13 protein-coding genes and 1 tRNA gene are annotated in these 19,685 nt (G+C 71.4%); 12 read left to right on the top strand and 2 right to left on the bottom strand.

Translation table 11 applies throughout. The features are described from left to right. The first annotated feature begins 183 nt into the window (after nucleotides 1-183). Together ACJ6WD_RS39460 and ACJ6WD_RS39455 are read left to right on the top strand one after the other, a co-directional pair. Nucleotides 184-861 (top strand): DegT/DnrJ/EryC1/StrS family aminotransferase, encoded by a 678-nt coding sequence (locus ACJ6WD_RS39460; protein ID WP_233660258.1) that lies wholly within the window; start codon nucleotides 184-186, stop codon nucleotides 859-861. 60 nt (nucleotides 862-921) lie between these two features. After that, nucleotides 922-994: transfer RNA gene (locus ACJ6WD_RS39455), tRNA-Thr, on the top strand. 96 nt (nucleotides 995-1,090) lie between these two features. On the opposite strand, the gene ACJ6WD_RS39450 is transcribed toward ACJ6WD_RS39455, so the two are convergent. After that, on the bottom strand, nucleotides 1,091-3,751 hold the full coding sequence (locus tag ACJ6WD_RS39450; RefSeq protein WP_374206855.1) for a SpoIIE family protein phosphatase: 2,661 nt from the start codon (nucleotides 3,749-3,751) through the stop codon (nucleotides 1,091-1,093). 260 nt (nucleotides 3,752-4,011) lie between these two features. Here ACJ6WD_RS39450 and ACJ6WD_RS39445 point away from each other — a divergent pair, with 260 nt between their 5' ends. From ACJ6WD_RS39445 to ACJ6WD_RS39400, 10 genes are all read left to right on the top strand, one after another. Then, nucleotides 4,012-9,504, top strand: coding sequence for a HAMP domain-containing protein (locus ACJ6WD_RS39445; protein WP_233660260.1), 5,493 nt, complete (start codon nucleotides 4,012-4,014; stop codon nucleotides 9,502-9,504). A gap of 267 nt (nucleotides 9,505-9,771) precedes the next feature. Next, nucleotides 9,772-10,431 carry a two-component system response regulator gene (locus ACJ6WD_RS39440; protein WP_016571078.1) on the top strand — a complete coding sequence of 220 codons (660 nt, stop codon included), beginning with the start codon at nucleotides 9,772-9,774 and terminating at the stop codon, nucleotides 10,429-10,431. Nucleotides 10,432-10,541: 110 nt separating this feature from the next. Beyond that, the gene (locus ACJ6WD_RS39435) at nucleotides 10,542-13,343 is read left to right on the top strand and encodes a DNA translocase FtsK (RefSeq protein ID WP_233660261.1); all 2,802 of its coding nucleotides are present in this window, start codon (nucleotides 10,542-10,544) and stop codon (nucleotides 13,341-13,343) included. 224 nt (nucleotides 13,344-13,567) lie between these two features. Next, on the top strand, nucleotides 13,568-14,407 hold the full coding sequence (locus tag ACJ6WD_RS39430; RefSeq protein WP_016571080.1) for a helix-turn-helix domain-containing protein: 840 nt from the start codon (nucleotides 13,568-13,570) through the stop codon (nucleotides 14,405-14,407). 105 nt (nucleotides 14,408-14,512) lie between these two features. Beyond that, nucleotides 14,513-16,018: a 30S ribosomal protein S12 methylthiotransferase RimO gene (rimO, locus tag ACJ6WD_RS39425; protein WP_331248625.1), complete on the top strand. Its 1,506-nt coding sequence runs from the start codon at nucleotides 14,513-14,515 to the stop codon at nucleotides 16,016-16,018. Then, complete coding sequence (pgsA, locus tag ACJ6WD_RS39420; RefSeq protein WP_331248626.1) at nucleotides 16,015-16,674, top strand: CDP-diacylglycerol--glycerol-3-phosphate 3-phosphatidyltransferase; 660 nt, start codon at nucleotides 16,015-16,017, stop codon at nucleotides 16,672-16,674. The genes rimO and pgsA overlap by 4 nt, the downstream gene beginning before the upstream one ends. Continuing rightward, complete coding sequence (locus ACJ6WD_RS39415; protein WP_233660264.1) at nucleotides 16,671-17,207, top strand: CinA family protein; 537 nt, start codon at nucleotides 16,671-16,673, stop codon at nucleotides 17,205-17,207. The genes pgsA and ACJ6WD_RS39415 overlap by 4 nt, the downstream gene beginning before the upstream one ends. A 94-nt stretch (nucleotides 17,208-17,301) precedes the next feature. After that, entirely contained in the window at nucleotides 17,302-17,685 is a 384-nt protein-coding gene (locus ACJ6WD_RS39410; RefSeq protein WP_233660265.1) for a helix-turn-helix domain-containing protein, read from the top strand. Between the two features lie 193 nt (nucleotides 17,686-17,878). After that, entirely contained in the window at nucleotides 17,879-18,349 is a 471-nt protein-coding gene (locus tag ACJ6WD_RS39405) for a Dps family protein (protein ID WP_016571085.1), read from the top strand. 149 nt (nucleotides 18,350-18,498) lie between these two features. Beyond that, nucleotides 18,499-18,828 (top strand): hypothetical protein, encoded by a 330-nt coding sequence (locus ACJ6WD_RS39400; protein ID WP_233660266.1) that lies wholly within the window; start codon nucleotides 18,499-18,501, stop codon nucleotides 18,826-18,828. 7 nt (nucleotides 18,829-18,835) lie between these two features. On the opposite strand, the gene ACJ6WD_RS39395 is transcribed toward ACJ6WD_RS39400, so the two are convergent. Beyond that, a complete protein-coding gene (locus tag ACJ6WD_RS39395) occupies nucleotides 18,836-19,669 on the bottom strand; it encodes an Fpg/Nei family DNA glycosylase (RefSeq protein ID WP_233660267.1) in 834 nt (277 codons plus the stop codon). Nucleotides 19,670-19,685 lie beyond the last annotated feature (16 nt).

Raw genomic sequence — 19,685 nt, 5'->3', positions numbered from 1 at the left:
AGCTAAGCCTTTCAGCGCCGATGGTACTGCAGGGGGGACCCTGTGGGAGAGTAGGACGCCGCCGAACTAAATGTAAGCTCCGGTCCCTGAACCTTTTTGGTTCAGGGACCGGAGCTTTTTTGTTTGTTGGGTGCAGTGCTGGTCGTAACGTGACGTTCAACTGACCTGGACATGCTCCGCGGCATGGGGACAGTGGGAACGCTCAGGTCGGCCGGTGTCCGCGCGGGTGACGAGGTGGTGGTGCCGGCCTACGGCAACGCCGAAGTCGCCTGGGCGGTGGTGGAGTTGGGGGCGGTGCCGGTGTTCGCCGACGTGGATGCCGAGAGCTACTGCCTCGATCCGGCGGCGGTGGCGGACGCGGTGAACGGGCGGACCACCGCGGTGGTGGCGGTGCACCGGTTCGGACGGCCCGCGGACGTGGCGGCGCTCCGTGAAGTCGGCCAGCGGTACGGGGTGTTGGTGCTGGTCGAGGACGAGCCGGGAACCCGGCCGGACGGGGCGGAACTGCGGCGGGAGCACGCCGCGTACCTGGATGGACGGCTCAGCGGCGTGCGGACGCCGGTGCCGGTGTCCGGGCACCGCTACGAGCAGTACGTGGTGCGGGTGCCGGGGAACGGCCGGCCGGACCGGGACGCATTCGCACGGGCCCTGCGGGACAAGGGAGTTGTGGGCAAGGTGCCGGTGCAGGCGCCCGTGTACCGGATGCCCGGACTGCGGCGGGACGTGTTCCTGCCGGAGACCGAGCGGGCGGTCGACGAGACGTTGGCGCTGCCGTTGGACGCGTCGATGACGCGGCGTCAGGTGCAACGTCTAGCGGGGGCCTGCAATGCGCTGGGGGGATTGCTGCAGCCGGCCTTCTAGGAGGGCTCGGGGCTGGTTCGGAATTACCTCAACGGTGGGGTAGTATTTATCTCGTTGCCGGCCCCAATAGCTCAGTCGGCAGAGCGTCTCCATGGTAAGGAGAAGGTCTACGGTTCGATTCCGTATTGGGGCTCAGATAAGGGAAAGTCCCCCGCCGTTCGGCGGGGGACTTTTTCGTTTGGGGAATGGGTGCCAGTGGCCCGGGGCCGCCGGCCCGCCCCGATGGGGGCTAGGCGGCGGGGACTTCGGGCACGCGCAGGGCGAGGATGGCCATGTCGTCGGAGGCGGGTTCGGCGGCGAAGCGCTCCACGGCGCGCAGGACGCGCGCGGCGACCGCGCCGGCGGTGAGGCCCGTACACGTCGTCAGGACGTCGGTGAGGCCGTCGTCGCCGAGCATGCGGGTGCCCTCGCGGCGTTCGGTGACGCCGTCGGTGACGCAGAGCAGGACGTCGCCCGGGTCGAGGGTGACGGTCTGTTCGTAGAGTTCGAGGTCGTCCATGACGCCCAGGAGCGGTTGGGGCTCGGCGGCCGGTTCGACGGTGCCGTCCTGGCGGAGGCGGAGCGGCAGCGGGTGGCCCGCGCAGACCACCTTCAACAGGGCGCTGCCGTCGGACTGGGGCCACAGTTCGCCGTAAAGGAGCGTCAGGAAGCGGCTGCGGGCGCCCTCGTCGAGGATGGCGGCGTTCAGGCGCTCCAGGACGGCGGGGCCGCCGAAGCCCTCGCGGGCCAGCAGGCGCAGGGCGTGCCGGGCCAGGCCGGTGACGGCGGCGGCCTCCGGGCCGGTGCCGCAGACGTCGCCGATGGCGAAGCCGTAGGCGCCGTCGCGGATCGGGAAGAGGTCGTAGAAGTCGCCGCCGACCTCGTTGCCCTCGCCGGCCGCGCGGTAGATGACCTCGGCCTCGACGCCGGGGATGTCGGGGAGTTCCGGGGGCAGCAGGCTGCGCTGGAGCGACTGGCTGATGGCGGTGCGCTCGCTGTAGAGGCGGGCGTTGTCCAGGGCCAGGGCGGCGCGGCGGGAGAGGTCCTCGGCGAGTTCGAGGATCTCCTGGCGGAAGTGCTCCTCGGTCGGCTTGCCGAGGGTGAGCATGCCGATGACGCGGTTGCGGGCGACGAGGGGGAGCACGACGGTTTCGCCGCCGACCGCGGAGGCGGTGGCGAGGGTCGCGCCCGGCCCCTTGGACGGGCGGGCGGACTCCTCCAGGCCGAGGCTGCGCAGCGAGGTGCGCAGCGCCGCGTCGTGGGCGGCGTCGGAGGGGGCGGTCCAGACGCGGGCCCCGGGGGTGGGGACCGGTTCGGGTGGATCGACCTTCATCAGCAGGGTCTTGAGGCCGTCGATGCGGTCCTCGTCCTCGTGCAGGACGTAGGAGAGCTCCGGCTCGGACGCCTGGTCGGCGACGGTGTAGACGGCGCACCAGGTGGCGAGGGTGGGGACCGTCATCTGGGCCATCAGCGCCAGCGTCTGGTCGCGGTCGAGGGTCCCGGCCAGCAGGTCGGACGCCTCGACGAGGAAGGAGAGGGAGCCGCGGCGGAGCTTCTCCAACTCGGTGAGGCGGGCCCGCTCCACGGCGAGGGCGATGCGGTCGGCGGCGAACTGGAGGCGCAGGGCCTCCTCGTTGGTGTAGCGGGCGGCGCTCTCGGCGGCGACGCCCAGCGAGCCGGTGAGACGGCCCTCGACCTTGAGCGGGACGGTGACGACCGAGCGCATGCCGGTGCCGGCCAGCAGCGGGACGGCTCCGGGGACCGCGGTGAGGTCCTCGTGGACGGCGGGCATCCGGGCGGAGCCGTAGCGTCCGGAGCCGGCCTCGACGGGGACGCGGGCGAAGCGCTGGCGGGCGGAGGGCAGGCCGGTCGAGGCGCGGACCTCCAACTCGGTCTCGTCGTCGGTGGCCAGGAGGAGGTAGGCGGCGTCGCCGTCGAGCATGTCGCGGGCGCGTTCGACGGTGCGCTGGAGCAGGCCGTCGAGGTCGTCCGGGGCGGGGGAGCCGATGAAGACTTCGAAGGGGTCGGCGGGGCGGCCCTCGGCGGGGGTGACGCCGTCGGTGGCCGGTGGCCGCTGGGGGCTCTGCAAGATGGCGCGCTCGTGGTCGCGGACCAGGAGGCAGACGGTGGACGCCTCGCCGTCGGCGTCGCGGACCCGCAGGTGGGAGGCGTAGACCGGGACGACCCGGCCGTCGGCACCCCTTATGCCGTAGGAGCCCTCCCAGCGGGAGAGCAGGAGGGCCTCGGCGATGCCGGTGCCGGTGCCGGGGGTGTGCGGCCAGGCGGCGAAGTCGGTGAGGGGCTTGCCGACGACCTGTTCGGGGTCGTAGCCGAAGAGGTCCTGGGAGTCCTCGTTCCAGGAGGTGACGCAACCGCCGCGGTCGATCTGGATCACCGCGACCCGCACCCGGGCGTCGGTGACGGGGAGGGCGTCCACGGGGAGCGCGGGGCCGGCCGAACGGGTGCCGGCCGGACGTTCGGGGAGGTCGAGGTGGAACCAGACGTGTTTCTGGGCCGTGGTGTATTCCACACCCCAGCGGGCGGCCAGGGCGCCGCAGAGGAGCAGCCCGCGGCCGCCCTCGCGGTCGGGGTGGACCATGGCGGGGCCGGTGCTCTGGAGTGGAATCTCACGTTCGGGGTAGCGGTCCGCGACGGAGATGCGGACGCCGCCGTCGGTGCGCAGGCACAGGACGTCGGCCGCGGTACCGGCGTGGACCACGGCATTGGTGACCAGTTCGCTGGTGAGGACCACGGCGTCGTCGACGATGTCGGCGTAGCCCCAACCCTGGAGGGTGTCGCGGACGAAAGCACGGGCAGTGGCGACCGAGCGCCCGACCGGCTCGAAGGTGGCGGCGGCCCGCGCGGTGATCACTGGTCTCCTCATGCGTGTGTCGGTGATCTGCTCCCCCATGGTCGCGGTGCCCCTCCGAATACCTGTCGTGCTCGCACCACCGCCCGTAGGGAAACGCCGGGGCGGGTGGACAGCCGTATGCCAGGTTACTTACCTTCGCCGGGCCCGGGGATGCCGGTCACGTGTCTTTCGCCCCAATCGTGCATCGGGACGGTGTGCGATGCTGCCGAACTGTTATGGCCTGGTTGAGCCATGGTGAAACACTGGGCAAGCATGAAGAGAGAGCCCGAGAGAACGGTCGACCCTGCGGGAGGGACACGGTGGAGTCTGGCGCAGCTGCGCGGGGCGCAGGCACGCGCGCGAAAGGCGGACGATCCCGGAGTAATGGGACGACTGAGGTCGATACAGCTGCCCTGAATCGGCTGCTCGCCGCGCTCGTCGCCATGCGGGACGGAAACTTTCGGAAACGGTTGACGGTTTCCGGCGAAGGCGTCATGTCGGAGATCGCGGCGGTCTTCAACGAGGTCGCCGACCGCAATCTGCATCTGACCGGCGAGCTGGCGCGGGTGCGTCGGGTCGTGGGTCGTGAGGGAAAACTCACGGAACGGCTGGAGACCGGCGCGGCCGAGGGGTCCTGGGCCGCGGCCATCGAGGCGTCCAACGCCCTGGTGGACGATCTGGTGCGGCCGGTCTCCGAGGTGGGCCGGGTGCTGTCCGCGGTCTCCGAGGGCGACCTGGAACAGCGGATGGACCTGCGGTCGCGGAGTTCGGACAGCTCTTCGGAGCATCCCCTGCGCGGTGAGTTCCTGAAGGTCGGGCGGACCGTCAACGGCCTGGTGGACCAGCTCTCCGCCTTCACCGACGAGGTCACCAGGGTGGCCAGCGAGGTCGGTACGGAGGGCAAGCTCGGCGGGCAGGCGCGGGTGCGCGGCATGTCGGGCTCCTGGAAGGACCTCACGGACTCCGTCAACACGATGGCGTCCAGGTTGACCGCGCAGGTGCGGGACATCGCGCTCGTCACCACGGCCGTCGCCAAGGGCGACCTGTCGCGGAAGGTGACCGTCCACGTCGCGGGCGAGATGCTGGAGCTGAAGAACACCGTCAACACGATGGTGGACCAGCTCTCCTCGTTCGCCTCCGAGGTGACCCGGGTCGCCCGGGAGGTCGGCACCGAGGGCGAACTGGGCGGCCAGGCCCAGGTGCCCGGCGTGGCCGGGGTGTGGAAGGACCTGACCGACTCGGTCAACCTCATGGCGGGCAACCTCACCGCGCAGGTGCGCGGGATCGCCCAGGTCACCACCGCGGTCGCCAGCGGCGACCTCTCGCAGAAGGTCACGGTCAGCGCCCGCGGCGAGGTGGCGCAGCTGGCCGAGACCATCAACACGATGACCGAGACGCTGCGCACCTTCGCCGACGAGGTGACACGCGTCGCGAACGAGGTCGGGGCCGAGGGACAACTCGGCGGCCAGGCGCAGGTGCCCGGCGCGGCCGGCACCTGGAAGGACCTCACCGACTCGGTGAACAACGCCTTCCGTAACCTCACCGGCCAGGTCCGGGACATCGCGCAGGTGACCACGGCGGTGGCCAACGGCGACCTGTCGCAGAAGGTCACCGTCGATGTGGCCGGCGAGATGCTGGAGTTGAAGAACACCGTCAACACGATGGTCGACCAGCTCTCCGCGTTCGGTGCCGAAGTGACGCGGGTGGCCCGGGAGATCGGCGTCGAGGGCGAACTGGGCGGCCAGGCCGCCGTACCGGGCGCCGCGGGCACCTGGAAGGACCTCACCGACTCCGTCAACACGGCCTTCCGCAACCTCACCGGGCAGGTCCGCAACATCGCGCAGGTGACCACGGCGGTGGCCAACGGCGACCTGTCGCAGAAGGTCACCGTCGACGTCTCCGGCGAGATGCTCCAGCTGAAGAACACCGTGAACACCATGGTGGACCAGCTGTCCTCGTTCGCCGACCAGGTGACCCGCATGGCCCGGGACGTGGGCACGGAGGGCCGGCTGGGCGGCCAGGCACGGGTGGACGGCGTCAGCGGCACCTGGAAGGAACTCACCGACTCCGTCAACTTCATGGCGGGGAACCTCACCTCGCAGGTGCGCCAGATCGCCCAGGTGACGACGGCGGTGGCGCGCGGTGACCTGTCGCAGAAGATCGACGTCGATGCGCGCGGCGAGATCCTGGAGCTGAAGAGCACCATCAACACGATGGTCGACCAGCTCTCCGCCTTCGCGGAGCAGGTGACCCGGGTCGCCCGCGAGGTCGGCACCGAGGGCCGGCTCGGCGGTCAGGCGCAGGTGCCGGGCGTCGCCGGCGTCTGGCGCGACCTGACCGACTCCGTGAACGGCATGGCCGGCAACCTCACCGCGCAGGTCCGCAACATCGCCCAGGTCGCGACGGCGGTGGCGCGCGGCGACCTGTCGCAGAAGATCGACGTGGACGCGCGCGGCGAGATCCTGGAGCTGAAGAACACCCTCAACACGATGGTGGACCAGCTCTCCTCGTTCGCTGAGGAGGTCACCCGGGTCGCCCGCGAGGTCGGCACGGAGGGCATCCTGGGCGGCCAGGCCGAGGTCCAGGGCGTCAGCGGCACCTGGAAGGACCTCACCCAGTCCGTCAACTTCATGGCGAACAACCTGACCTCGCAGGTGCGCAACATCGGCGAGGTGACCACCGCGGTGGCCCGCGGCGACCTGTCGAAGAAGATCACGGTCGACGCCAAGGGCGAGATCCTCGAACTCGTCACGACCGTGAACACCATGGTCGACCAGCTGTCGCTGTTCGCGGAGCAGGTGACGCGGGTGGCCCGCGAGGTCGGCACCGAGGGGCAACTCGGCGGCCAGGCACGGGTTCCGGGCGTCACCGGCATCTGGAAGGACCTCAGCGACAACGTCAACCTGATGGCCAACAACCTGACCATCCAGGTGCGGAACATCTCGCAGGTCTCGGCGGCGGTCGCCAACGGTGACCTGACGAAGAAGGTGACGGTCGAGGCGCGCGGCGAGGTCGCGCAGCTCGCCGACACCGTCAACACCATGGTGACCACCCTCTCGTCGTTCGCCGACGAGGTGACCCGGGTGGCCCGTGAGGTGGGCACCGACGGCATCCTGGGCGGCCAGGCCCGCGTGCCCGGCGTCGCCGGCACGTGGAAGGACCTCACCGAGTCGGTGAACTCCATGGCCAACAACCTGACGGGTCAGGTCCGCAACATCGCCATGGTCACCACCGCCATCGCCAAGGGCGATCTGACCAAGAAGATCGACATCGATGCGCGGGGCGAGATCCTGGCGCTGAAGACCACCATCAACACGATGGTCGACCAGCTGTCGTCCTTCGCCGAGCAGGTCACCAGGGTGGCCCGCGAGGTGGGTACGGAGGGCCAACTGGGCGGTCAGGCGCAGGTGCGCGGCGTGGCCGGCACCTGGAAGGACCTGACGGAGTCGGTGAACGAGATGGCCGGGAACCTCACCCGGCAGGTGCGGGCCATCGCCGCGGTCGCCGCGGCGGTGACCCTCGGCGACCACAACGTCCGCATCGACGTGGACGCGGCCGGCGAGATCCTGGAGCTCCAGGACAACATCAACACCATGATCTCCACGCTCCGGGAGACCACCCTCGCCAACGAGGAGCAGGACTGGCTGAAGGGCAACCTCGCCCGGATCTCCGGTCTGATGCAGGGCCGTCGCGACCTCAAGGACGTCGCCACGCTCATCATGAGCGAGCTCTCGCCCGCGGTCTCGGCGCAGCACGGCGCGTTCTTCCTCGCCGCGCGGCCCGAGGTGCAGGAGATCGGCAACGACGGCGACGGCCGGTACGAACTGCGGCTGATGGGCTCGTACGGCTACTCCATGGGGGGGATGCCGACGACGTTCAAGCCCGGCGAGACGCTGATCGGGACGGCGGCCGAGGAGGGCCGCACGATCCTGGTGGAGAACGTGCCGTCCGGATACCTCAAGATCGCTTCGGGGCTCGGGGAGGCGCCGCCGGCCAACGTCATCGTGCTGCCGGTGCTCTTCGAGGACAAGGTGCTCGGCGTGATCGAGCTGGCGTCGTTCCAGCCGTTCACCCAGATCCAGAAGGACTTCCTCAGCCAGATCGCCGAGATGATCGCGACCAGCGTCAACACCATTTCGGTCAACACCAAGACCGAGGTGCTGCTGGGCCAGTCGCAGGAGCTGACCGAGCAACTGCGGGAGCGCTCCGCGGAGTTGGAGAGCCGGCAGAAGGCGCTGGAGCTGTCCAACTCCGAACTGGAGGAGAAGGCCGAGCAACTGCGGGCGCAGAACCGCGACATCGAGGTGAAGAACACCGAGATCGAGGAGGCGCGGCAGGTCCTGGAGGAGCGCGCCGAGCAGCTCGCGGTCTCGATGCGCTACAAGTCGGAGTTCCTGGCGAACATGTCGCACGAGCTGCGCACGCCGCTGAACTCGCTGCTGATCCTCGCCAAGCTGTTGGCCGACAACGCCGAGGGCAACCTCTCCCCGAAGCAGGTGGAGTTCTCCGAGACCATCCATGGCGCCGGCTCGGACCTGCTCCAGCTGATCAACGACATCCTCGACCTGTCGAAGGTCGAGGCCGGCAAGATGGACGTCAGCCCGACCCGGATCGCGCTGGTCCAGCTCGTCGACTACGTCGAGGCCACCTTCCGGCCGTTGACGGCCGAGAAGGGACTGGACTTCTCGGTACGGGTATCCCCGGAGCTGCCGGCGACGCTGCACACCGACGAGCAGCGGCTCCTTCAGGTGCTGCGCAACCTGCTCTCCAACGCGGTGAAGTTCACCGACAGCGGCGCCGTCGAGCTGGTGATCCGGCCGGCCGGGGAGGACGTCCCGGTGGCCATCCGCGAGCAGTTGCTGGAGCACGGTTCGCTGCGCGACCCGGACGCCCCGATGATCGCCTTCTCGGTGACCGACACCGGCATCGGCATCGCGTCGAGCAAGATGCGGGTCATCTTCGAGGCGTTCAAGCAGGCGGACGGCACCACCAGCCGCAAGTACGGCGGCACCGGCCTGGGCCTGTCCATCAGCCGGGAGATCGCCCGGCTGCTGGGCGGCGAGATCCACGCCCAGAGCGAGCCCAACCGCGGTTCGACGTTCACCCTGTACCTGCCGCACAACCCGGGCGGGCTGCCGCCGCAGGGCTACCCGCAGCTGGTCGCCGGTGGCCTGGCGATGGACGCGGAGGCGCGCGAGACCGAGGACGGGCGCCAGGAGGGCGAGCAGCCGCCGAACGACGCGGGGAGCGGCGGCAGCCTCAACCGTCGCCGTCGGCGGGCGGTCTCGGGCGGGACGCAGCGGTTCGCGCTGCCCGGCCAGCCGGCGCCCGTGGCGCAGCAGCTCTCCGCGGCGGCGCAGCCGTCCGCGCGACAGCCCGAGGAGTCCTGGCTCGGCAACGGACAGGACCTGGTCGACCCGGCCTTCGAGGGCGGTTTCCACGGTGAGAAGGTGCTGATCGTCGACGACGACATCCGCAACGTCTTCGCGCTCACCAGCGTCCTGGAGCAGCACGGCCTTTCGGTGCTGTACGCCGAGAACGGCCGGGAGGGCATCGAGGTGCTGGAGCAGCACGACGACATCGTGCTGGTCCTGATGGACATCATGATGCCGGAGATGGACGGCTACGCGACGACCGCGGCGATCCGGCGGATGCCGCAGTTCGCCGGGCTGCCGATCATCGCGCTGACGGCGAAGGCGATGAAGGGCGACCGGGAGAAGAGCATCGACTCCGGGGCGTCGGACTACGTGACCAAGCCGGTGGACACCGATCATCTGTTGTCGGTCATGGAGCACTGGATGCGCCAGAGGTGACGGGCCGTCCAGTGGGCGTCCAGTATGGAACCCGGAAGAGGATCACCGCGTGCTGACTGAGTGTGGCCGTGGACGTGTGGAACCGCGCGATTCGGGGAACTTTCTCGTCTCTCGCTGCGTTTCTGCTACGTGCACAGTGACATCGCGGTGACAGGGTGTGGCGACAGGCGGGGTGCAGCTACGATGACCGGCACAAGGACGGGCGGCGTGACGGAGTCGTCCCCTGGGGCGGCGTCCGGTTCCATGCCGGGGCGAGGAGGACGGGCCATGGTGCAGAAGGCCAAGATCCTCCTGGTCGATGACCGGCCGGAGAATCTGCTGGCGCTGGAGGCGATCCTCTCCGCGCTCGATCAGACACTGGTGCGGGCATCGTCCGGGGAGGAAGCGCTCAAAGCACTGCTCACCGACGACTTCGCGGTGATCCTGCTCGACGTGCAGATGCCGGGGATGGACGGGTTCGAGACCGCCGCGCACATCAAGCGGCGGGAGCGCACCCGCGACATCCCGATCATCTTCCTCACCGCGATCAACCACGGTCCGCACCACACCTTCCGCGGGTACGCGGCCGGTGCGGTCGACTACATCTCCAAGCCGTTCGACCCGTGGGTGCTGCGCGCGAAGGTCTCGGTCTTCGTCGACCTGTACATGAAGAACTGCCAACTGCGGGAGCAGGCGGCGCTGCTGCGGCTCCAGCTGGACGGCGGCCGGCAGAACGTCGGCGAGACCAAGGAGACCGCCGGGCTGCTGGCCGAACTCTCCGCGCGGCTGGCCGCCGTCGAGGAGCAGGCCGAGGCGCTCTCCAAACAGCTCGACGAGTCCGCGGACGCCGCGGCGGTGGCCACCGCCGCGCACCTGGAGCGCAAACTGACCGGCCTGCGGCGGGCGCTGGACGCCCTGGAGCCCGGTGCGGGGACGCCCGCCGGCTGACAGGGCGTCCGCGGTCGGCTGACGGCCTGTCACGCGCCCGGCGCGCGACACGAATGGGTGAAGCGCCGTGCGCTCGTGCCGCGCGCGCCGGCGCCTGTAATCTCGTCGGCATGGCCTCACGTACGTCCGGCAAGGGAACCCAGCGCACGGCGGGCCCCTCGAAGCCGCGCGCCGGACAGTCCGGGGGCGCAGCGAAGAAGGCCGCCGCCAAGAAGGCACCCGCGAAGCGGCCGCCGGCCAAGAAGGCCGCGGTCGCCAGGAAGGCGCCGGCGAAGAAGGCGCCCGCCAAGAAGAAGGCGGCGCCGAGGCCGGCGCCGGCACCGTCGCCGACCGGCGGCGTCTACCGGCTCGCGCGGGCCTGCTGGCTGGGTGCCGCGCACGGCATCGGAGCGGTGTTCCGCAGCTTCGGCCGCGGTGCCAAGAACCTCGACCCGGCGCACCGCAAGGACGGGCTGGCGCTGCTGCTGCTCGGTCTGGCGCTGGTCGTCGCGGCCGGCACCTGGTCCAACCTCTCCGGCCCGGTCGGCAACCTCGTCGAGCTGCTGGTGACGGGTGCGTTCGGGCGGCTCGACCTGGTCGTCCCGATCCTCCTCGGCGGCATCGCGATCCGGCTCATCCGGCATCCGGAGCGGCCGGAGGCCAACGGACGGATCGTCATCGGGCTCTCGGCGCTGGTGATCGGGGTGCTCGGCCAGGTGGCGATGGCCTGCGGCTCCCCGGGGCGCGGCGACGGGCTCGCCGCCATACAGGACGCCGGCGGCTACGTCGGCTGGGCGGTCTCCAAACCGTTGATCTTCACCGTCGGCCAGACCCTGGCGGTGGCGCTGCTGGTGCTGCTCACCGTCTTCGGGCTGCTGGTGGTGACCGCGACACCGGTGAACGCCATCCCGCAGCGGCTGCGGGCGCTCGGCGCGCGCCTGGGCGTGCTGGAGCCCGCCGACGCCGACGTGTACGACGAGGAACCGGAGTACGCGGAGGACTGGCGCGAGGCACCGGCCCGCCGGTCGCGGCGCGCCCCCGCCGACCCGACCGAACCGGAGGCGTTGGAGGAGGCCGCGCTGGCCAAGCGGCGGCCGCGCCGGACGTCGGCCCAGCCCGCCGACCGGCCGATGGACGCGGTGGACGTCGCCGCCGCGGCCGCCGCGGCGCTGGACGGCGCGGTGCTGCACGGCGTCCAGCCCTCGCCGCTGGTCGCCGAGCTCAGCGGCGGCATCTCCGGGGAGCGCCGGGAGCGCACCGGCGACGTCACCGAGGAGAGCGGCGCGGTGCCGCCGGCCCGGGGCGCGGAGCCGGCCGCGGCCGCCCCGCCGGTCGCGGCCGAGCGTTCCGCGAAGGTGCCGGACCTCACCAAGGCCGCGGTGCCGGACCTGACCAAGGCCGCCCCCGAGCCGTCCGGCGCCCTGCCGCCGCGCGCCGAGCAGCTCCAGCTCGCCGGCGACATCAGCTACGCCCTGCCGTCGCTGGACCTGCTGACCCGCGGTGGCCCGGGGAAGTCCCGCAGCGCCGCCAACGACGCCATAGTGGAGTCGCTGACCAACGTCTTCACCGAGTTCAAGGTCGACGCCTCGGTCACCGGCTTCACCCGCGGCCCGACGGTCACCCGCTACGAGGTCGAGCTCGGCCCCGCGGTGAAGGTCGAGAAGATCACCGCGCTGGCCAAGAACATCGCGTACGCGGTGGCCTCCCCGGACGTGCGGATCATCTCGCCGATCCCGGGCAAGTCCGCGGTCGGCATCGAGATCCCGAACACCGACCGCGAGATGGTCAACGTCGGCGACGTGCTGCGCCTGGCGGACGCCGCCGGGGACGACCACCCGATGCTGGTCGCGCTCGGCAAGGACGTCGAGGGCGGCTACGTGATGGCGAACATCGCGAAGATGCCGCACGTGCTGGTCGCCGGCGCCACCGGCTCCGGCAAGTCGTCCTGCATCAACTGCCTGATCACCTCGATCATGGTGCGGGCCAGCCCCGACGACGTCCGGATGGTGCTCGTCGACCCCAAGCGAGTGGAACTGACGGCCTACGAGGGCATCCCGCACCTGATCACGCCGATCATCACCAACCCCAAGCGGGCCGCCGAGGCGCTCCAGTGGGTGGTGCGCGAGATGGACCTGCGCTACGACGACCTCGCGGCGTTCGGCTACCGGCACATCGACGACTTCAACGAGGCCGTCCGCTCCGGCAAGCTCAAGACGCCCGAGGGCAGCGAGCGGGAGCTGTCGCCGTACCCGTACCTGCTGGTGATCGTGGACGAGCTGGCCGACCTGATGATGGTCGCGCCGCGGGACGTCGAGGACGCCATCGTCCGCATCACGCAGCTGGCCCGCGCGGCCGGCATCCACCTGGTGCTGGCCACCCAGCGGCCGTCGGTCGACGTCGTCACCGGCCTGATCAAGGCCAACGTGCCGTCCCGGCTGGCGTTCGCGACCTCCTCGCTGGCCGACAGCCGGGTCATCCTCGACCAGCCCGGCGCCGAGAAGCTGATCGGCAAGGGCGACGGGCTGTTCCTGCCGATGGGCGCGAACAAGCCGGTCCGGATGCAGGGCGCGTTCGTCACCGAGGACGAGGTGGCGGCCGTCGTCCAGCACTGCAAGGACCAGATGGCGCCGGTCTTCCGGGACGACGTCACCGTCGGCACCGCCAAGAAGAAGGAGATCGACGAGGACATCGGCGACGACCTCGACCTGCTGTGCCAGGCGGCGGAGCTGGTGGTGTCCACCCAGTTCGGGTCGACCTCGATGCTCCAGCGCAAGCTGCGGGTGGGCTTCGCCAAGGCCGGACGGCTGATGGACCTGATGGAGTCGCGGAACGTCGTCGGGCCGAGCGAGGGCTCCAAGGCGCGCGACGTGTTGGTGAAGCCGGATGAATTGGACGGAGTGCTCGCCGTCATCCGGGGGGAGGCTACCCAGTAGCACGCACGTGCGGGCCCCTTCGTCCGCGCGCGGAGGCAACCGTTTTCCTTGGCCGCACGTCAAGTTGAGGGAAGCGGGGGAGGCCGCTGCGGCCTCCGGCCCCGAGGCAGCGCCGCGGGGCGTTCTGATGGCGTACAAACCCGGCTCTCCCGCTTGCCCGACCCTTTCGCAACACCCCTAGACTGAACTTCCAGCAGGTGGCTACACGCTCGAAAGGCGCCCCCGTGTCCATCGGCAACTCTCCCAACTCCCCCGAAGAGGACCGGTCTTCCCCCGGTCCGGACCGGCCTTCGGTCGGCCGAGCCCTCCAGCAGGCCCGCATCGGCGCGGGACTGACCGTCGAAGAGGTCAGTACGGCGACGCGGGTGCGGATCCCCCTCGTGCACGCGATCGAGCAGGACGACTTCTCCCGCTGCGGCGGCGACGTCTACGCACGCGGACACATCAGAGCGCTCGCCCGAGCCGTCTCCCTCGACCCCCAATCCCTGATCGAACGCTACGACGCCGACCACGGCGGTCGGCCCACCCCGACCGTCGCCGCCCCGCTCTTCGAGGCGGAGCGGATCCGGTCGGAACCGCGCCGCCCCAACTGGACCGCGGCGATGGTGGCGGCCATCGTCGCGGTGATCGGCTTCGCCGGCTTCACGTTCTTCAGCAGTGGCAGCAAGCACCAGGGCGGGCCGATCGCCTCCGACACCGCCAAGGCCGACAAGCCCGGCCCGGCCCCCAGCACCATCCGGCCCCAGGCCCCGCAGCCGCCCCGCCCGGCGCCCTCCGACAGCGCCATCGCCGGACTGCCCAAGGACAAGGTCACGATCAAGGTGACCGCCAAGGACGGCCAGAGCTGGGTCTCCGCCAAGGACGCCAACGGCAAGCTCCTGCAGGACGGGCTGCTCAAGCAGGGGGAGTCGAAGACGTTCACCGACAAGAAGCGGATCGACCTCGTCGTCGGCAACGCCGGGGCCGTACAGCTGTACGTCAACGGCAAGGAGGTCAAGAAGGTCGGCGACGAGGGCTCGGTGGAGCGGCTGAGCTACACGCCGGGGGATCCGCAGGCGGGCTGAGGAGCGCCGGTCACAACCCTTCCGCCGCCCCTCCCGGGACCCCTGGGACGGGCGGCGGAGACCTGCGCGCCATGGGGGTGTCCGGGACGAAGTAGGCTGAGCCCCATGCCCGAACGCCGTACCGTCGCCCTCGTCACCCTTGGCTGCGCCCGTAACGAGGTGGACTCGGAGGAGCTCGCAGGCCGCTTGGCAGCGGACGGCTGGGAGCTCGTCGAGGACGCCACCGATGCGGACGTCGCCGTCGTCAACACCTGCGGCTTCGTCGAAGCCGCCAAGAAGGACTCCGTCGACGCCCTGCTGGAAGCCAACGATCTGAAGGACCAGGGCCGGACCCAGGCCGTCGTCGCCGTCGGCTGCATGGCCGAGCGCTACGGCAAGGAACTCGCCGAGGCGCTGCCCGAGGCGGACGGGGTGCTCGGGTTCGACGACTACGCCGACATCTCCGACCGCCTGCAGACCATCCTCAGCGGCGGCGTCCACGCCTCGCACACCCCGCGCGATCGCCGCAAGCTGCTGCCGATCAGCCCGGCGGAGCGCCAGGACGCCGCGGGGATCGCGCTGCCCGGCCACGCCCAGTCCGACGCCGAGGAGCCCGCGGCGCCGCCGCAGGACCTGCCCGAGGGCGTCGCACCGGCTTCGGGGCCGCGGGCGCCGCTGCGCCGCCGACTGGGCAACGAGCCGGTGGCCTCGGTGAAGCTGGCTTCGGGCTGTGACCGGCGCTGTTCGTTCTGCGCGATCCCGTCCTTCCGCGGCTCGTTCATCTCGCGCCGTCCCTCGGACGTGCTCGGCGAGACCCGCTGGCTGGCCGAGCAGGGCGTCAAGGAGATCATGCTGGTCTCCGAGAACAACACGTCCTACGGCAAGGACCTGGGCGACATCCGCCTGCTGGAGACGCTGCTGCCGGAGCTGGCCGCCGTCGACGGCATCGAGCGGATCCGGGTCAGCTACCTCCAGCCCGCCGAGATGCGGCCCGGCCTCATCGACGTGCTGACCGGCACCGACAAGGTGGCGCCCTACTTCGACCTGTCCTTCCAGCACTCCGCGCCCGGGGTGCTGCGCGCGATGCGGCGGTTCGGCGACACCGACCGCTTCCTGGAGCTCCTGGAGACCATCCGCAGCAAGGCGCCGCAGGCCGGCGCCCGCTCGAACTTCATCGTCGGCTTCCCCGGCGAGTCGGAGGGCGACGTGGCGGAGCTGGAGCGGTTCCTCGGCGAGGCCCGGCTGGACGCCATCGGCGTCTTCGGCTACTCCGACGAGGACGGCACCGAGGCCGCCGGCTACGACGACAAGCTCGACCCCGAGGTGGTCGCCGAGCGGCTGGCGCGGGTCTCCCGCCTGGCCGAGGAGCTGACCGCGCAGCGGGCCTCGGAGCGGGTCGGGGAGAGCGTCCGGGTACTGGTGGACCGGATCGACGACGAGGACGACGGCGTCGTCGGGCGGGCCGCGCACCAGGCGCCGGAGACCGACGGCGTCACGCTGCTCACGAGCGGCCAGGACCTGCGGCCCGGTCGTATGGTCGAAGCAAAGGTGGTCGCCAGCGAGGGCGTGGACCTCGTGGCGGAGGTGCTGTCGGTGGACGGTACGGGATGTACCGAGGAGGCGGGCAGATGAGCGGAGCCTCGGCTTCTGCCGCCGGGAGGCCGCGCACGGCGCCGGTCGCCCGGCAGGCCGGGCTGTGGAACATCGCCAACGTCCTGACGATGCTGCGGTTGCTGCTGGTCCCGGCGTTCGTGCTGCTGCTGGTGCACGACGGCGGCCACGACCCGGCCTGGCGGGCGTTCGCCTGGGCGGCCTTCGCCATCGCCATGATCACCGACATCTTCGACGGTCACCTGGCACGGACGTACAACCTGGTCACCGACTTCGGCAAGATCGCCGACCCGATCGCGGACAAGGCGATCATGGGAGCGGCGCTGATCTGCCTGTCGGTGCTGGGGGACCTGTCCTGGTGGGTGACGGGCGTGATCCTCTTCCGGGAGCTGGGCATCACCCTGATGCGGTTCTGGGTGATCAAACACGGAGTGATTCCGGCCAGTCGGGGCGGCAAGATCAAGACATTGGCGCAGGGCACCGCCGTGGGCATGTACGTCCTGGTGCTGACCGGGCCGCTGGCCACCTTCCGCTGGTGGGTGATGGCGGTGGCGGTGGTCCTGACCGTGGCGACCGGGCTCGACTACGTCCGGCAGGCCGTGGTGCTGCGCCGGGCCGGGCTGGCCCGCGAGCGGGCCGAACGGGCCGAGCGGGCGGAAACGGGCGAGAGCCGGTGAGCGCGCCGGGTTCTGCGGCGGCCGGGGCGCTGGAGGTGCTCGCCGGGCGGCGGCAGAGCCTGGCGGTGGCCGAATCGCTCACCGGCGGGCTGGTCGCGGGCGAGCTGACCGGCGTTCCCGGGGCCTCGCGGGTGGTGCGCGGGTCGGTCACGGCCTACGCCACCGACGTCAAGCGGGATCTCCTGGGCGTGGACGGCGCGCTGCTGGACGCCCGTGGGGCCGTGGACGGCGAGGTCGCGCGGCAGATGGCGGCCGGGGTGCGGCGGGTGCTCGGTGCCGACTGGGGCATCGCCACCACCGGCGTCGCGGGGCCGGAGCCCCAGGACGGGCAGCCGGTGGGCACCGTCTACGTGGCCGTCCAGGGGCCGGACGGTGTGGGAAAGGCACGGCGGCTGGCGCTGGCGGGGGATCGTGAGCGGATCCGTCGGGACAGCGTTCAGGCGGTGCTCGCGCTGCTGTTGGGCGAACTCGCAGAAAATGCGCGGGCACAGGATACGGAACAACACGGGGGGAATGGATGTTTGCAGCCCTGAGTGAACACGTACTTGCTCCCGGCACGGCTGCGGCCCGAGGCGGTACGGTGGGGCGAGAAGGATCCGCGTCCGAGGTCCGAGGAGGGAGCCAGCGATGATTCTGCTTCGTCGCCTGCTGGGTGACGTGCTGCGCCGACAGCGTCAGCGCCAAGGCCGCACCCTGCGCGAGGTCTCGTCCTCCGCCCGGGTGTCACTCGGCTACTTGTCCGAGGTCGAGAGGGGCCAGAAGGAGGCGTCCTCCGAACTGCTCTCGGCGATCTGCGACGCGCTGGACGTGCGCATGTCCGAGCTGATGCGGGAGGTCAGCGACGAGCTGGCGCTCGCCGAGCTGGCGGCCTCCGCGGCTGCGACGGACACGGTGCCGGCACCGGTGCGACCGAAGCTCAACTCGGTGTCCGTCGCGTCCCTGGCCGGAGTGCCGGAGGAGCGCGTGACCATCAAGTCCCCGGCCGACGTCGTGGATGTCGTCGCGGCCTGACACCGCAGACCAAGCACGGCCGGAGCCCCGGCGGGCAGCAGCCCGCCGGGGCTTCCTGCTGCCCGGGTGGCGCCCCGGTGCGGGCCCGGCCGGACCGGCTGGGCTGCTCGGAGCGGAGCCCCGGCCCGTACCATGGGGCTAAATCGGATTATTCGCATGAATATCCTTAATGCGCCTGAAAAGGAGTATCTGGATGTCTGTGGTCACAAGCACGCTGTCCGAGGAAGCCCGAGCCGTCGTCGGCAACGCCCTCCAGGGGGCCTTGGTGGACCTGGTGGACCTCTCCCTGGTCGCCAAGCAGGTGCACTGGAACGTCGTCGGTCCGCGCTTCCGCTCCGTCCACCTCCAGCTCGACGAGGTCGTCGCCACCGCCCGGCTGCACGCCGACACGGTGGCCGAGCGGGCCTCGGCGATCGGGGTCTCGCCGGACGGCCGGTCCGCGACGGTCGCCAAGACCAGCGGTATCAGCGAGGCGCCGGACGGCTGGGTCAAGGACGTCGACGTCGTCCGGACGCTGGTGGACGCGCTCGGCGTGATCATCGGGCGGATGCGGGAGCGGATCGCCGCGACCGACGAGCCCGACCCGGTCAGCCAGGACATCCTCATCGGCCTCACCGCCGACCTGGAGAAGCACCACTGGATGTTCCAGGCCGAGGCCCACTGACCGCGGCCCGTCGGACTCGGCCCGGTGACCGGCCGGTCACCGGGCCCGTCGCCGGGGTTTTCGGAGCGCGCCGCACGCGCCGGGCGTGCGCCGGTGCGCCCCTGTCGCCGGTGGCGGGCCCGGTCTAGCGTCGGCCCGAGGAGGCAGGCATGGCGAGGCGTGCGTGGTACGTGCCGGGACGGTGGATATCCGCGGCGCTCGTCGGGGGCGTGTGGTGGTGGGCGGTGTCCCGGCTGCTCCTGTGGCCGGGGTCGGCGGGACCGGTGGAGGGGGCGGTGGCGACCGCGGGCTGGGGGCTCAGCCTGCTGCCCGTGCACTGCGTTCCGTGGAGCGGGCGACGGGCGGGGGCGCGTGGTCCGCTCCGGCGGGACGGCGCGGTCGCGGCCGTGGAGGCACGGCTGACGCAGGCGTGGCGGCGCTCCGAGGCGGGGCGGCTCGTCGGGCAGTGGTGGCGCAGGTCCCGGAACGGGGGCGACTGACGGTGCGTCACGGCACGGATGGGGGCGGCTGGCAGGTCGGGCACCAGTAGGTGACCCGCTCTTCGGTGCCGGGGCCCTGCTCGGCGGTGCGGACGACGGTGCCGCAGCGCAGGCAGGGGCGGCCGGCGCGGCCGTAGACCCACAGGCGGCGGTCCGAGCGGCCGGCCGCGCCGCCGTCGAAGGGGCGGGAGCGGGCGCCCCAGGGGGTGGTGACCCGGGTCGGGCGGTCCTTGTTGGCCTCCAGGAGCTTCTTGGCCAGCGCGGGGGCGCGTTCCGGGGTGGTGAGGCGGCCGATCGGCAGCCAGGGGGAGGCGCCGAGCAGGAAGCACAGCTCGGACTTGTAGACATTGCCGATGCCGGCGAGGTTGCGCTGGTCGAGCAGGGCCTCGCCGAGGGGGCGGTCGGGTGTGGCGAGCAGCCGGCTCAGGGCCTCGGCGGCGTCCCAGTCCGGGCCCAGCAGATCGGGGCCCAGGTGCCCGGTGACCCGGGGCTCGTCGGCGGTGCGCAGCAGCTCCAGGACGGGCAGGCGGTAGCCGACGGCGGTGTGCGCGGCGGTGCCGAGGACCGCCCGGATCTGGTGCGCGGGGCCGCCGCGCCAGCGCTCGGCCGGGGCGTAGATCTTCCAGGCGCCGTCCATCCGCAGGTGGGAGTGGAGGGTCAGGTCGCCCTCGAAGCGGGTGAGCAGGTGCTTGCCGCGGGACACCACCGCCCGTACCTCGCGCCCGGTGAGGTCCACCGTCGCCAGGCGCGGGACGCGGAAGTCGCAGCGGATCAGCGGGGCGCCGGCCAGCGCCTGGTGGAGACGGTGCGCCAGCCGCCAGACGGTGTCGCCTTCGGGCATGGGGCCATCATGCACC

The sequence above is a fragment of the Streptomyces sp. VTCC 41912 genome, assembly GCF_045799175.1.
GTDB lineage: Bacteria > Actinomycetota > Actinomycetes > Streptomycetales > Streptomycetaceae > Streptomyces > Streptomyces albulus_C.
The sequence above is the reverse complement of the archived record's forward strand: the minus strand, read 5'-3'. Positions and strand labels throughout refer to the sequence as shown.

Coding starts and splice junctions, on each gene's coding strand:
- ACJ6WD_RS39440 (WP_016571078.1), top strand. CDS start 9,772: ATGGTGCAGAAGGCCAAGATCCTCCTGGTCGATGACCGGCCGGAGAAT.
- ACJ6WD_RS39460 (WP_233660258.1), top strand. CDS start 184: ATGGGGACAGTGGGAACGCTCAGGTCGGCCGGTGTCCGCGCGGGTGAC.
- ACJ6WD_RS39410 (WP_233660265.1), top strand. CDS start 17,302: ATGATTCTGCTTCGTCGCCTGCTGGGTGACGTGCTGCGCCGACAGCGT.
- ACJ6WD_RS39395 (WP_233660267.1), bottom strand. CDS start 19,669: ATGCCCGAAGGCGACACCGTCTGGCGGCTGGCGCACCGTCTCCACCAG.
- ACJ6WD_RS39400 (WP_233660266.1), top strand. CDS start 18,499: ATGGCGAGGCGTGCGTGGTACGTGCCGGGACGGTGGATATCCGCGGCG.
- rimO (WP_331248625.1), top strand. CDS start 14,513: ATGCCCGAACGCCGTACCGTCGCCCTCGTCACCCTTGGCTGCGCCCGT.
- pgsA (WP_331248626.1), top strand. CDS start 16,015: ATGAGCGGAGCCTCGGCTTCTGCCGCCGGGAGGCCGCGCACGGCGCCG.
- ACJ6WD_RS39450 (WP_374206855.1), bottom strand. CDS start 3,751: ATGGGGGAGCAGATCACCGACACACGCATGAGGAGACCAGTGATCACC.
- ACJ6WD_RS39435 (WP_233660261.1), top strand. CDS start 10,542: ATGGCCTCACGTACGTCCGGCAAGGGAACCCAGCGCACGGCGGGCCCC.
- ACJ6WD_RS39405 (WP_016571085.1), top strand. CDS start 17,879: ATGTCTGTGGTCACAAGCACGCTGTCCGAGGAAGCCCGAGCCGTCGTC.